At 71.6% G+C, this 13314-nt stretch carries 11 protein-coding genes; 2 read left to right on the top strand and 9 right to left on the bottom strand.

Translation table 11 applies throughout. The features are described from left to right. Positions 1-119: 119 nt before the first annotated feature. Positions 120-716 carry a nitroreductase family protein gene (locus WME76_RS05460; protein ID WP_437959128.1) on the bottom strand — a complete coding sequence of 199 codons (597 nt, stop codon included), beginning with the start codon at positions 714-716 and terminating at the stop codon, positions 120-122. 136 nt (positions 717-852) lie between these two features. Then, positions 853-1494 (bottom strand): patatin-like phospholipase family protein, encoded by a 642-nt coding sequence (locus tag WME76_RS05455; protein ID WP_437959127.1) that lies wholly within the window; start codon positions 1492-1494, stop codon positions 853-855. Positions 1495-2017: 523 nt separating this feature from the next. Between WME76_RS05455 and WME76_RS05450 the strand changes: the two genes are divergently transcribed. Both WME76_RS05450 and WME76_RS05445 read left to right on the top strand, forming a co-directional pair. After that, a complete protein-coding gene (locus tag WME76_RS05450) occupies positions 2018-2656 on the top strand; it encodes a TetR/AcrR family transcriptional regulator (protein ID WP_437959126.1) in 639 nt (212 codons plus the stop codon). Between the two features lie 220 nt (positions 2657-2876). After that, entirely contained in the window at positions 2877-5621 is a 2745-nt protein-coding gene (locus tag WME76_RS05445; RefSeq protein WP_437959125.1) for a phosphoenolpyruvate synthase, read from the top strand. Between the two features lie 87 nt (positions 5622-5708). Here the strand turns inward: WME76_RS05445 and WME76_RS05440 are convergent, their stop codons facing one another. The 7 genes from WME76_RS05440 to purK all read right to left on the bottom strand — a co-directional run bounded on the left by WME76_RS05440 (position 5709) and on the right by purK (position 13304). Beyond that, on the bottom strand, positions 5709-6212 hold the full coding sequence (locus WME76_RS05440; protein WP_437959124.1) for a hypothetical protein: 504 nt from the start codon (positions 6210-6212) through the stop codon (positions 5709-5711). 103 nt (positions 6213-6315) lie between these two features. Continuing rightward, positions 6316-7269: a hypothetical protein gene (locus WME76_RS05435; protein ID WP_437959123.1), complete on the bottom strand. Its 954-nt coding sequence runs from the start codon at positions 7267-7269 to the stop codon at positions 6316-6318. A 218-nt stretch (positions 7270-7487) separates the two neighbouring features. After that, positions 7488-8555 (bottom strand): hypothetical protein, encoded by a 1068-nt coding sequence (locus tag WME76_RS05430; protein WP_437959122.1) that lies wholly within the window; start codon positions 8553-8555, stop codon positions 7488-7490. Beyond that, the gene (locus WME76_RS05425; protein ID WP_437959121.1) at positions 8552-9265 is read right to left on the bottom strand and encodes a hypothetical protein; all 714 of its coding nucleotides are present in this window, start codon (positions 9263-9265) and stop codon (positions 8552-8554) included. The genes WME76_RS05430 and WME76_RS05425 overlap by 4 nt, the downstream gene beginning before the upstream one ends. Positions 9266-9476: 211 nt before the next feature. Next, positions 9477-10916: a DUF5050 domain-containing protein gene (locus tag WME76_RS05420; protein WP_437959120.1), complete on the bottom strand. Its 1440-nt coding sequence runs from the start codon at positions 10914-10916 to the stop codon at positions 9477-9479. Positions 10917-11456: 540 nt separating this feature from the next. Further along, positions 11457-12074 (bottom strand): 50S ribosomal protein L11 methyltransferase, encoded by a 618-nt coding sequence (locus tag WME76_RS05415; protein WP_437959119.1) that lies wholly within the window; start codon positions 12072-12074, stop codon positions 11457-11459. Positions 12075-12110: 36 nt separating this feature from the next. Continuing rightward, on the bottom strand, positions 12111-13304 hold the full coding sequence (gene purK / locus WME76_RS05410) for a 5-(carboxyamino)imidazole ribonucleotide synthase (protein ID WP_437959118.1): 1194 nt from the start codon (positions 13302-13304) through the stop codon (positions 12111-12113). Positions 13305-13314: the final 10 nt, after the last annotated feature.

Below are 13314 nucleotides of genomic sequence, written 5' to 3'. Positions count from 1 at the left end.
GTATCTCGCGCGGGATGTTCCACGGGCAAGGGAGGCAACGGGGCGCCCGGCGCCGGGTCCAACAGCCGGCCGCGGCGCCTCGCCTTCTCGGGCGCCGCTCCCGAGGAGCGGCGCGCCCGTCACCGCCAGGGGCGGAGGCCGCCCGGCTCGAGGACGGAGGCGATGTCCCCGATCGCGAGCGGCGGCCGTGGCGCCGGCGGCTCGTCCCGCACGGGCGTGCCGAGGTGGATCCAGCCGAGCATCTCCTCGTCGTCGCGGAGGCCGAGCGCCTCCGCGAGCGCGCGCCCCTTCGTGAACGGCACGCTCTTCCACACGGCGCCGACGCCGAGCGCGTGCGCCGCGAGGACGATCGCGTACCCGGCGCAGGCCGCCGTCGCGCTCTGCTCCCACAGCGCGATCTTGCCGGGCTTCGGCGACGCGATGAGCGCCACGACCGTCGGGGATCGGAACGCCTTTGCGCGGACCGATTCGAGCTTCTTCTCCGGCATCCCCGGCGCGTGCTCGGCGGCGCTCGCCGCGAGCGCGTCGCCGAAGCGCGCGCGGCCGTCCCCCTCGGCGACGACGAAGCGGAAAGGCCGGAGCAAGCCGTGGTCGGGCACCGCGCCGGCGGCGAGCAAGATCCGCTCGAGCTGCTCGGCGGACGGACCGGGCTCGGCGAGCGCCCCAGCGCTGCGGCGGCCGACCACAAGATCGAGGAGGTCCGGGGATTCGTTCATGAGCGCAGCTTAATCGATCGCCCGGGCGGCGGGTACGCCGCGGACGACGAGACGCGGGGAAGCGCTCCGGTGTTCCACGAGGCGGTCCTCGCTCTGCCACTTTTGCAGATGAGAGAACAGCTCTTCCCGGGGCCCCTCATCGAAACGGCGGAGAGACAGGCGCTATCCCTACCGGCGCCAGCGGGTTCCTCGCCCTCTCCGCGGCCTGCTCTGCGGCGAGCTGCACCGGCATGGCCGTCTCCAGGAAATTGGCCTGCAACGAGCGAGACATCACCCGATACCCGGCCTTGAACAGGATCTCTTTCTCGAGCGGCGACAGGCGGAACTTGAAGATGGGCACAGCCTCCGTGTTGACCTCGATGACCCTGGCCCACTTGAGCAGATCCACGGCCTTCGACGTGTCGGTGAAGTCGTGCGCCTCGATGGCCGTGGAGATAAGGGCATAGGCAGCGCGGGTCACCATCGGGAAACCGATACTGTGGTATCGATCACGCAGGATGCGAATCCCGACGGTCAGCGTATCTCTGCGTGACGTCCCGGCGGCGTCAAAGAGGCGAACAGGGAAGTTGCTCAGCAGCCCTCCGTCGACGATATAGCTATCGACCCCGTTGTCTCCCGTGAGCCGCACTGGACGGAAGACGAAGGGGACGCTGATGCTCATCCTCACCGCCAAGGCGACGTCGAGGTCGTCCGGATCCACCCCGTATTCTTCGGCGTTGATGTCATCGGGCAGGACGAGCATGCGCCCGCGCGTGATGTCGGAGGCGACCAGGTGCACCCTGTACCTGCGAGACGCCTCCGTCTCCCGCTCGCAGCCGGGCATGATCAGATCTCCGAACGTCCTCACACCCTTGGCGCGCAGCTTGCTCCGAACGTCATGGCTCCACCTTTCAGGCAAGGGGTGGCCTCTCCGCGCACGAGCGCTGCAGGGGTACACCGAGCACGTAAGGCCGGTCGCCGTTGAGCGTCAACGCCGCTCGACGAGGAGCGACAGCGCGTTGACCTGGATTAGCTGTTGTTCAACGGATCTCACCTCTCCGGGTGTCTGCAGCGAAAGGCGGCCTGGGAGAAGAAGAAGCAAATCGATGTACAGAGTTCATGGAAGAGCCGCGGCGCCAGGGTCGCGCTGAGCTCTGCTGATCGAGCGTACGAAGGGCTGGCGCAGCGGCGGCGCGCGCCGGCCCCTGACCCGTCGCCCGCGCTCGCCGAGGCGCGCGGGCGGCTCGAACGCTTCCCCTTGACGTCCCTCTTCGCCGGTCTAAAGTAAACGGTACGGTTTTGTTTACTTCTTGGAGAGCGCCATGGCGACCATCGAGCAGCGCAAGGCGGCGAAGCGGGCGCAGATCAGGGCGGCGGCGCGGCGGTTGTTCCTCGATCGCGGCCTGGGCGCGACGAGCACCGACGCGGTCGCCGCGGAGGCGGGCGTCTCGAAGCGGACGCTCTACGCCCACTACCCGAGCAAGGAGCTGCTCCTGCAGAGCGTCATCGAGGAGCTCCTCGCCGGGCCCGGCCAGCGGGGGCTCGCCATGGTCGCCCCGCTGCCCGAGGACGCGCCGGCGTTCCGCGACGCGCTCGCGGGCTTCCTGCGCGCGGTGCTCGCCACCCTGATGCAGCCCGATTACATCGGCCTGGTCCGGGTGGTCGTCGCCGAGATCCCCCGGATGCCCGGGCTCGGGGCGATGCTCCGCGAAACCGTGCCGACGCGGATCCTGGGAGGCCTCGGGCGGCTGCTCGAGCACGGGCAGGCGCACGGGCTCGTGTCGTTCCCGAGCCCGGACGCGGCGGCGCGCATGGCGATCGGCGGGCTGCTCACGCACGTCCTGATGGAAGGGCTGCTCGTCGGCGACGGCCCGCCGCGCCCCCCGCCCCCGGAGCGCGTCGACGAGATCGTGGCGCTGCTCCTGCAAGCCGGTCGGCCGAGCCTGGCGCAGCAGCGCTGAGAGGAGGCCCAGCGCTCCAGGGAAGGAATCCTGGATTCATGTCGAGTCCGTGGTCGTGCGCGTGTCTCGTTGTCTACGTGGGTCGTTGTCTGCGTGCGTCGTTGTCTGCGTGTCTCGTCGTCTGCGTGCGTCGTCGCGCACGCGCCCGCGGTGAACTCGGCGCCGATGACCGGCGTCAGGAAGGGTGGAGGAGATCATGAATGCAGCGCGTTCGGTACCGATGGAACCCTCCGCGACGCCCCGCTCCGGCCAGCACGGCGCCGGCTGGACGATCCCCTTCGAGGAAATACGCGCGCGCGACCTGCCGCGCGTCGGCGGCAAGGGGGCCAACCTCGGCGAGCTGGCGAGCGCCGGATTCCCCGTGCCGGCCGGGTTCTGCGTCACGACCGGCGCCTATGCCCGCTTCCTCGAGGCCTCCGGGGACGCCGCCTGGCTCTGGGAGCAGCTCGAGGGGCTCGATCCGCACGACCTGCCGCGCGTCCAGGCGGCGGGCGCGCGCGTGCGCGGGCGGCTGCTCGATGTCGCGATCCCGGCCGAGATCGAGGCCGCCATCCTCCGCGCCTGGGAGGCGGCGGGCGCCGCGCACGCCTACGCGGTGCGCTCCTCGGCGACCGCCGAGGATCTGCCCGGAGCCTCCTTCGCCGGCCAGCAGGACACCTTCCTGAACGTGCGCGGCCGGGACGCGCTCCTCCAGGCGGTGCGGGCGTGCTGGGTCTCGCTCTTCACCGACCGCGCCATCCTCTACCGGATCCAGGGCGGCTTCTCGCACCGCGCGGTGATGCTCTCGGTCGTGGTCCAGCGCATGGTGATGCCGGACGTCTCCGGCATCCTGTTCACCGCCGACCCGGTGACAGGACATCGCCACCGGATGGCCATCGAGGCGAGCTTCGGGCTCGGCGAGGCGCTCGTCTCCGGCCTGGTAAGCCCCGACCGCTACCAGCTCGACAAGCGGCGCCCGGGCGAGGTCGAGATCGTGGTCGCGGACAAGCAGCGCGCGATCCGGCCGCTCCCGGAGGGGGGCACGCGCGAGGAGCCGCTCGAGGGGCCGGCGCGCCGCGCCCGCGCGCTCAGCGACGCGCAGATCCAGGAGCTCGCGCGCCTCGGGGCGGCGATCGAGCGGCACTACGGCGCGCCCCAGGACATCGAGTGGTGCCTCGAGGGCGGCGCGTTCAGCGTCGTCCAGTCGCGGCCCATCACGTCGCTCTACCCGCTCCCGCGGCCGGAGCGCGGCGGCGAACGCGGCCGGCTGCGCGTCTACGTCTGCTTCAGCCACCTGCAGGTCATGACCGACCCGATGCCCCCGCTGGCCGCGGCGGTGTGGCGGCGCCTGTTCCCCTTCGGCAAGCAGGGCGACCTCGCCGCCCCGAACCCCCACATGGTCGAGGCGGGCGGCCGGCTCTACATCGACATGACGCCGCTCCTGCTCCACCCGGCGGCGGGCAAGGTGCTGCCGCGGCTCCTGTCGGCCGCCGACGCCCTCGCCGCCCGCATCCTCCGCGAGCTGGCGGCGCGGCCCGAGCTCCGGGCCTCTGCCCGGGATCCCGGGCTCGCGGCCCGCACCAGCGCCGTGCTGCGCTGGGCGGCGCCCATCGTCGGCAGGATGGCCGGCTGGCTGCTGTTCGGCCGCCCGGAGGCGGCGCGCCCCCGGATGGAGGCGCTGATCGACCGCGCGGTCCAGGACGCGGCCAGCCGGCTCGCCGCGGCCCCCGCGGGGCCGGCGCGGCTGCGATGCGCCTTCGGCGAGGTGCTGGGGGTCGTGCCGCCGCCGTGCTTCCGGCGGGCCATGCCGATGGTCGGCGCGGGGGCCGTGGCGTTCCTGGCGCTCGGGCGGCTGCTCCGGGAGCAGGCCCAGCCCGGCGACCTCGAGGCGCTCGGCCGCGGCCTCGTGGGCAACGTGACGACCGAGATGGACCACGCCGTCGGGGACCTCGCGGACGTGGCCCGGCCCCATCCGGCGCTGGTCGAGGCGCTGCGCGCGGTGGCGGCCGGGGCGCCGCTCGACGGGCTGCGCGCGCGGGACGGGGGGCCGGAGTTCCTCCGGGCGCTCGAGGGCTTCCTCGCGCGCTACGGGATGCGCGGGCCCGGGGAGATCGACATCCGCCGCAAGCGCTACCGGGACGACCCGCGCCTCATCCTGCACGCCGTGGTCGGGAACCTGGCGCACGGCGAGGTCGGCGAGGAGCGGCGGCGCCACGCGCGGCTCGGCGAGCAGGCCGAGGCCGCGGCGGCGCGGCTCCTCGCGGCGGCGCGGCGGGGGCGCTTCGGGGGCGTCCGCGCGCTCGTGGCGGCGCGGCTGATCCGGGTGGCGCGGCACCAGATGGCGCTGCGGGAGCACCCGAAGTTCCTGATGATGCAGCTCTTCGATCTGGTCCGGCGCGAGGTGATGGCCGCGGGCGAGGAGCTCGCGCGGGCCGGGCGGCTCGACGCCGTGGAGGACGTGTTCTTCCTCGGCGACGAGGAGCTCGTCCGGGGGCTGGAGGATCCCGCGATGGACCTGAGAGGCCCTGTCGCGAGGGCGCGCGCGGAGCTGGCGCGGTTCGAGCGGATGGCCGCGCCCAAGGTGATGACGTCCGAGGGCGAGTGCCCGCCGGCAGCGCACGACGCGGCCGGGTTTCCGGCCGGCGCGATCGTGGGGACCGCGGCGTCGGCGGGCGTCGTGGAGGGGCGCGCGCGCGTGGTGCTGGACCCGACGCGCGAGACGCTCCTGCGCGGGGAGATCCTGGTGGCGCCGTTCACGGATCCGGGGTGGACGCCGCTGTTCATCAACGCCGCGGGGCTCGTCATGGAGGTCGGCGGGATGATGACGCACGGGTCGGTGGTGGCCCGCGAGTACGGGATACCGGCGGTGGTGAGCGCGACCGAGGCGACGAAGCGGATCCGGACCGGGCAGCGGGTGCGGGTCAACGGGGCGCTCGGGGTCGTGGAGATCCTCGAGGAGGATCAGGGGCGGGAGGCGCGCGCGTGATGACACGGCATCATCGCGCCGCTCGTGCCGGGCGAGGCCAGATCGCGGCGGCTCGGCCCCCCCAGCTCGTCCGTGGGCGACGAGGTGTCAGTCCCACCGCCCGGAGAGGACCGCCCTCATCCGGTCGATCCGCAGCGCCCGATCGAGCGCGCGCCCCTCGAAGGCGCTGAGCAGCGCGGGCAGCGCCTGCCGCGCCAGCGCCAGCAGCGCGCGGCGGCGGACCTCGGCGTCGAGCCTGCCCTCGGTGACGATCTGGCTGAAGGCGAGCGCGAGGATCGCCTCGTCGCGCGTGAGCAGGCTGTACTCGTCCTCCTCGCCGAGGGCCTGGACCTCGGCCGCGTCCACGGCGTTCCAGTGGTCATTACCCACCTCCCAGCGGGCGAGGAGCGCGTCGAGGAGCTCGAGGGGGCTGCCGTTCGGCTGCTCGTCGCGGAAGTCGCGGAACGCGGTGAGGGTCTCGTGCGCTGTCTCGTTGCCGAACGGGGCGGTCTCGTCGGTGAGCGACCAGAAGAACGGGTCGGTGAGGGCAGCGGCCGCCCGGGGGTGGCAGTCGTCGGGCGAGAGATCGGGGAGCTCGGGCGCTTCGGTCATGAGGTGAGGGCCTTCCGTCGGGTGAGGCGCGGGCGCGCAGCGCCGCTACCTTACCCCGCCCGGACGCGACGTCAGACCGCGGCGCGCGCGCCCCTCGTCACTTTCAGTGCCAGTGTCCCTTGTGCTTGTGCTTGTGCTTGTGCTTGCCCTTGTGGAGGATGATGACCCGGCCGTCGTCGTCATCGTCGTCGTGCACGATCACGGTCGGCTTGACGTCGACCTTCACGGCCCACCCGGTGGCCACCAGGATGGCGATCGCGGGCGCGCTCGGGCCGACCACGATCACCGAGCCCGGATGGTAGCCGCAGAGGACCACGTGCGTGTGCCCGCCCTCCTTGACCACCACCGTGATCTTGGTCGGGTTGACCTTCACCTTCAGCTTGCCCGTGAAGAAGAGCCGATCGGGCCCGGGCGCGAGCACGATGACGTCCGGCCCCGACGGCGTGTGGACGGCCAGCTTGATCTCGCGCTCGCCGATCGGGACGGGCTTGAGGTTGAGATCCAGCACGTACACGCGCATCTCGCCCGAGTCCTTGTCGGCGACGATCTCCACGATGTCGTCTCCGACCGGCTGGAGCACGCCCCCGTTCGGGCCCTTCATCCCATCGAGCTTGTGCGCCTCGTTCTCCTTGGCGCTCTCCTGGAGCTCCCGGGTCCCGCCGCGCGGCACGTGCAGCACCCCCTTGAACGGCTCGCCCTTGACCTTGAACTCGTAGTTCACCTCGGTCAGGTCGTCCTCGAGCGGCGGGATCTTGGCGAGCAGGACTCCGCCCGATTTCGGCTCGGGCACGAGCTCCGCCGTCACGGGGGCGCCTTCCTTGCCGGGCACCTTCACCGTGACGTTGCCCGACACGCCCTCCTCGATGGGCTTGCCGTCGCGGTCCTTCACGAGCGCCGTCACCCGCCCGTCCTGCGCCACGGTCACGACGACCGAGCCGGGCTCGTGCTGCTCCGTCAGCGCCCAGTTGTCCTCGATGCTCTCCGCCGTGATCTGCGGCGACTTGCTGCAGGCAGGCGAGACGAGCGCGGTGGAGGCGACCGCGAGCGCGACGAGCATGGATCGGAGACATCCCTGGATTCGCATACATCCCTCTCTGGAAGAGCCTTGAAGCCTCGTGGCGAGCGTTCGGGCCACGGGGTCAACTCACGGCGTCCGGCCGAGCCGGCCGCCATCGTAACAGAGCGGCCGCGGCGCGGGGTCGGCCGCGCGCGCTCGAGGCGCCGCGGCGCCCGTGGACCTGTCCTGATGTGTTCACGACCGACATGCTGTGCGCCTCATACCTGCTTGCGGGTCACAGACCAGATGAAGCCGTCGTACCAGAAGTGCATCAGGGCGACGGTCTGCGTGATCGACCACAGCGCCCGGTCGTCCGCCGGCGCGAGCTCCGCCCAGACGCCGTAGGCGAGGACACCGACGAGGAACACGGCCGCGGCGATCGGCTTGCCGGCCCGGCGCGCGTCGAGGCGCAGCCGGCGGCGGAGGCGGCCGCCCTCCGACCACCAGACGAGCGCCAGGTACTGCACGGCGTGGAACAGGTTCATGATGAAGAAGGCCTGTCCCCAGGGGTTGAACCCCCACGTATAGATGGAGCAGAGCCCCGTGCTCACGAACAGCCACACCTTGGGGAACGACACCCGATAGCCCTGCCGGTGCATCGCGCGGTAAGCGAGCGCGTAATAGAGCAGGAACAAGGTGCCTGCCGCGATGACGGTCCAGGTGATGGCGCGGTGGTTCGACGCCATCAGCGCCGGGACGGCGGTGAAGAAGGCGGCGTTCACGTCGTCGAAGGCGTCGAAGCTCTGGAAGTGGAGGAGCATCGTCGCGCCGGCCAGGACCGGGCCGGCATAGAGGAGCAGGTTGAGCCAGAGGTCCAGCTTGCGGCCGAGCGCCGGCGCGTTCCCCGCGCGCGCGTCGTAGATGCGCCCGAGCCCGAACGTCTGGAGCGCCGAGTGGTAGACGTCCCAGAACACCACGAGGACCGACACGATGGCGACGGCCCACAGGGAGAGCATCATCGCGGCGAACACGGCGACCGGCGCGACGACGAAGCGGAGCCGGTATTGCCGGAAGATGTCGGCGTTGCCGTGGCTCCGGAGCAGCACCGCGGCGAGGTGGCCGTGGATGAGCGTGCCGATGAAGAGCCCCGCCCACGTGACCTTCTCCCCGTGGAGCCTGAACCTCGAGTCGGTGAACGGCGTCCCGGCGATCAGGGCGCCGACGGCGAGCGCGGCGACCGGCGGAAGCAGGAAGAAGGCCCAGTCGTACGAGGGGCTGACGATGTACGCCGCCCTGCCCGCCGCGGCGAGGAGCCCAGGGGGCGCCGTCTCGGCCCGCGCGCTCATGCGGAGCGCTCGACCGCCGCGGGCCGCGGCTCCGGAGCTGCTGGCGAGAAGCCGATCGTCCAACCCTGCGCACCGAGATGGTCGACGAGCGAGAGCAGGAAGAGATTCACGCCGAGCATCTCCATCGACTCCTCGACGAAATCGATGAGCCCATACACGAGGTTGTCGCTCCCGGCCTGCTCGGTCCAGTACCCGAGCGGCAGCTCGAGGACGAGCGCGCCGGTGACATAGATGCCGCCCGAGAGGAGGAAGCGATTGCGGGTGCCCCGCGGCAGGTGCGCGAGGAACCGGAGGTACGCGAGCGCGAACACGGCCACCGCCACGGCCGCCGGGATCACCCAGCTGAAATACAGGACCCCGCCCAGCTCGATCCAGGAGCTCGCCGCCTCGTGGATCTCGACGACCTCGTCGATCGAGATGTAGAGAAACGCCGCACAGAGCCCCCACCAGTGCTTCACGAACCCACCCGCGCGGCGGGCGCCGGCGGCGATGACCGCCAGGGTGAGCGCGCAGGCGAGGAGCAGCGACGATGTGTACCACGTGGGCACATTCTGCTCGTAGCTCAGCGAGAGCAGCGGGACGACGCCGCTGCGGTTGTTCAGATGCAAGATGGGCTGGAGCACCTCGACGGCGAGCCCGGCGCCCGCGACCACCGCCAGCGCGGCGAACAGCGCGCTCCGCAGCCTGGCTCGCGCGAGGGTGATCTGCATCGAACATGAACAGATACGCGAGGACGTCTCACGCCGTCAATGCGCCCAGCCCCCGGGCCGCGCGGCGCGCCCTGGCGAGCGACCTCAGGAGAGCTCGCGATGCGATCTCAGAGGCCGCCCGGGGGCGGAATGCGGTGAGAACGAACAGGCACCGTTCGTCGCGTTCACCCGTGCGGTCGCGCGCTCGCGGCCGCGGACGGGGCGCGGGCGCTCAAGGAGCCTTGTAGAACGCGACCTGGCCCTGGTAGCGGTAATCGCCGGCGTTGGACCACAACAGGCCCTCACCTTCGGGGGCGAGGACGCGCCAGGGGACGGGCTGGCCGAACGCGAGCACGACGGTCCTGTTGCTCTGGAGATCGTGCGCATTGATGCTGCGGTTCCCGCCGGTGTCCGTCGAGAACAGCGTCGAGCCGCGGAGGGAGAGCCCCGACATCGAGACCCCCTGATGGACCAGGGTCTTCTGCCCTCCGGCGATGGGCGCCTTGAACACGCCGCCGTCGCCGACGTTGGCCCAGTACACGAACTCCGCGTCCACCGCGATCCCGGCCGGCTCGGCCTCGTTCTCGGCGATGACGGTCACGTCCCCGCCCGACTTCGCCACCTTGTAGACCTTGTTGGTCGCCGCGCCGCCGGTCCAGTAGATGTTCTCTGCGTCCTGCGCCAGGTATGCGGGCCTGCCGGCGTCGGGCGCGAGGACGACCGCCTCGCCGCCGTCGAGCGGGACCGTGTAGAGGTTCTCTCCGGCGCCGTCGCCGAAGTAGAGGGCCGACGCGTCGCCGATGACGCTCACGACATAGCCGACCTCGACCAGCGTCTCCACCTCCAGGGTCGCCTTGTCGACGCGCCGGATCGCCGAGGGGATCACCGGATCATCGTCGCCGCCGCTCGCCCAGTACACGTGGGATTCATTGACCCACAGCGACTTGGGGTCGGGATCGGCGGGGATGATCGCCTCCGCCTCGGTGGCGTCCGACTTCGCGCGGAAGACATAGCCGTCGTTGTTGTCCCCGGTCGCGGCGTCCTCGGTGCCGCCGCTCGCAAAGTAGAGGAAGGACCCGTCGGCGGCCAGCGCGCTCGGGTAGCGGTGCTGGCTCGCCAGGAGGGTCGGCAAGATCATCCCGGGATAGACGCTGGACAGGCGGTCGGTCTCGGTGACGACGCTCTCCCTGGAGACGTCGTGTCGCGCGAGCGGCGCGAAATCGTCCGAGCCCTCCTGCGCGGCGAAGCCATGGGCGCCGAGCACGGTGTTCTCGCCGAGCTCTGCCTTGAGCTGGACGGTGATCGGCAGCGTGAGCGTGATCGGCTTGGCGAACGTCAGGCCCTCCGGGCCGAGGATGTACATGGGCCCCACCGCGCCCTCGGGGGCGTCGTCCACGCGCTCGATGGTGATCTCGGTCTCCTCGCTCACCGCGCCCGGCGGCACCTCGATCGAGAAGCCGTCCTCCGCGGTGAAGGTCCCGCCCTGCGCGTCGACCGAGAACTCGCCGGAGCCCGACGGCGAGCCGGTCCCCGACGGTTCGCCCCCGCCGCCCGTACCTCCGCCGCCCGTGCCGCCGTCGCTCGCGCCGCCGCCCTTGTCCGAACCCCCGCACGACGCGCTGCCCAGCGCAGCCGCGGCACACGCCACCATCACCAGGAAGGATCGTTTCATCGTCTTGCTTCTCCGCGGGCGGTCATCGCCGCCCTGTCATCGCAGACCATGGATTGTGTTGAGCTCGCTTGAGGCGAGGCCGCGACGTCTCCGTCGCGCGCAGACGATAGCGAAGCACCAGATTCGCTATCGGCAAGGTCGAGGCTGGCCGCAAGGCCGAGCCAGATCACGTGAGGACACACACCCTTGCACACCAGGGTTGCCCCAGGTGTGCAGTTGCACCATCACGCGACGGCGGCTCATGAATCTTTGCGATGGGCCACGGCGCCGCGCGCGGAGCGCTCCTGCCGGAAATCACAGTGGCGCACCGCGCGGAGGCTTCACCCTAATGGGGATTACGCCCGTTTCCGGTACGATCGATACGGCTGCACCTGACACGCCCTCAGGTGGAGCAAGGGATTGTCCACTGGCCTGACACGCCCCAGGGCGTTACACGCCACGTTGAAACGCAGAGAAGACGAACCACAGAGGCACAGAGGGCACAGAGTTTTTTGTTGTTCCTCTGTGCCCTCTGTGCCTCTGTGGTTCAAATCTCTTCATTCATGGGTGTTTCAGCGGATCGGCGCTCCAGGGTCGGGCGGCCGCGCGCCACACGAGCGTGCGCCACGTGTCGCGCTCGAAGACCTCCGGCCTGCGCCCGCCGAGGAGCGGCGCATAGCGCGCGACGATCTCCGGGACGTCGGTGGACACGAGCCCCGAGAGGATCAACGTCCCCGGCGGGGCCAGTCGATCCACGATCAGGGGGGCCAGCGCCGTGAGCACATCGCGAAGGATGTTGGCCACGACGATGTCGAACACCCCGTCCGGCCACGTCGTCGCGAAGCTCACGTGAGCTTCCACCGCGCTCCGCCGCGCGTTGTCCGCCGCGATCGCGACCGCGGCGGCGTCGATGTCGATCCCGATCGCCTCGCCGCCGAGCTTCGCGGCGCCGATCGAGAGGATCCCCGTGCCGCTCCCGACGTCGAGGAGGCGGAAGCCGCCGCGCGGCGCGAACGACGCGAGCGCCTGGAGGCACATCCGCGTGCTCTCGTGCCGGCCGTCGCCGAAGGCGTGGCCTGGACCGAGGACGATGGTGCGCTCGTCGACCTCCGCGTCCCACGGGCCGGTGACCACGCGAAAGCGAGGCGGCACGTCGACGACGGTGGGACGGCCGCTCATGCGCTGCAGGACGCCTGCCACCGCGCGTCGCGGCCCTCAGCGCCCGGGGAGCGGCAGCCCGGCCTGCGAGAGGCGGGCCATCGCGAGCTTCGCGGCGACGAGCGCCTCCTCCGGCGTGCGGCCGGTGGCCGAGAGGTGGCCCATCTTGCGGCCAGGGCGCGCGACCCGCTTGCCGTAGAGGTGGAGCCGGACGCCGGGGATCTCCAGCGCCGCCTCGAAGGCCGGCGTCGCGCCGCCCTCCCACGCGTCGCCGAGCAGGTTGACGATCGCCGCCGGGCGGACGATCTCGACCGAGCCGAGCGGGAGGTCGCACACGGCGCGCACCGCCTGCTCGAACTGGCTCGTCGCGCAGGCGACCTCGGACGCGTGGTAGCTGTTGTGGGGGCGCGGGGCGAGCTCGTTGATGAGCAGGCGGCCGTCCTTGAGGAGGAAGAGCTCGACCACGAGCAGGCCCTCCACGCGCAGGCCGACCGCGAGATCGAGCGCGATCTGCACCGCCTGTCCCGTCACCGAGGCCGAGAGCGGGCCCGGCAGCAGCGACCAGTCGAGGATCTGGTTCTGGTGGTGGTTCAACGCCGGCGGGTAGACCGCCAGCTTGCCGCTCGGGCTCCGCGCGACGAGGACCGACAGCTCGGCCTCGAGATCGAGCGCCTGCTCGACCACGCAGCGCTGGCCGCCCAGCGACCCGAAGAGCGCCGCGGCCTCGCGCCCGGCGTCGCCCTCGCTCTTCCCCATGTCGCGCGCGCCCGCCGACAGCCGGAGCTGCCCCCGGCCGTCGTACCCACCGACGCACGACTTCACGAAGCACGCCCCGCCCATCGCGCGCGTCGCCTCGAGGAGCTGCTCGCTCGTCGCGACCTCGCGGAACGGGCCCACCGGGAAGCCGTTGCGCGACAGCCAGCTCTTCTGCACGCCGCGGTCCTGCACCATGGCCAGCACGTCGGCCGACGGGCGCACCGGCGCGAACCGCGCGGCGGCCGCGAGGCCGTCCGTGGCGATCTTCTCGATCTCGAGGGTCACGACGTCGCACTGCGACGCGAGCTCGGCCGCCTGCGCGACGTCGTCGAACGACGCGACGATGCAACGGTCGAGCACCGAGCGGGCCGGGCAGTCCGGGTCGGGGTCGAGGGCGTGGACCTTGTACCCGAGGGTGCGGGCGGCGAGCGCCGTCATGCGGCCGAGCTGGCCGCCGCCGAGGATTCCGAGGGTGGAGCCGGGGGCGATGGGCATTGCTGGAGGA

This window comes from Sorangium sp. So ce119, assembly GCF_051524405.1.
Classification (GTDB): Bacteria; Myxococcota_A; Polyangia; order Polyangiales; family Polyangiaceae; genus Sorangium; species Sorangium cellulosum_G.
This window is presented reverse-complemented; position numbering and strand designations above follow the sequence as displayed.

Excerpts from the sequence above, each read along its gene's own strand:
- WME76_RS05430 (WP_437959122.1), bottom strand. The coding sequence starts at position 8,555 with ATGAGCGCGCGGGCCGAGACGGCGCCCCCTGGGCTCCTCGCCGCGGCG.
- WME76_RS05445 (WP_437959125.1), top strand. The coding sequence starts at position 2,877 with ATGGAACCCTCCGCGACGCCCCGCTCCGGCCAGCACGGCGCCGGCTGG.
- WME76_RS05425 (WP_437959121.1), bottom strand. The coding sequence starts at position 9,265 with ATGCAGATCACCCTCGCGCGAGCCAGGCTGCGGAGCGCGCTGTTCGCC.
- WME76_RS05420 (WP_437959120.1), bottom strand. The coding sequence starts at position 10,916 with ATGAAACGATCCTTCCTGGTGATGGTGGCGTGTGCCGCGGCTGCGCTG.
- purK (WP_437959118.1), bottom strand. The coding sequence starts at position 13,304 with ATGCCCATCGCCCCCGGCTCCACCCTCGGAATCCTCGGCGGCGGCCAG.
- WME76_RS05460 (WP_437959128.1), bottom strand. The coding sequence starts at position 716 with ATGAACGAATCCCCGGACCTCCTCGATCTTGTGGTCGGCCGCCGCAGC.
- WME76_RS05450 (WP_437959126.1), top strand. The coding sequence starts at position 2,018 with ATGGCGACCATCGAGCAGCGCAAGGCGGCGAAGCGGGCGCAGATCAGG.
- WME76_RS05415 (WP_437959119.1), bottom strand. The coding sequence starts at position 12,074 with ATGAGCGGCCGTCCCACCGTCGTCGACGTGCCGCCTCGCTTTCGCGTG.
- WME76_RS05435 (WP_437959123.1), bottom strand. The coding sequence starts at position 7,269 with ATGCTCGTCGCGCTCGCGGTCGCCTCCACCGCGCTCGTCTCGCCTGCC.
- WME76_RS05440 (WP_437959124.1), bottom strand. The coding sequence starts at position 6,212 with ATGACCGAAGCGCCCGAGCTCCCCGATCTCTCGCCCGACGACTGCCAC.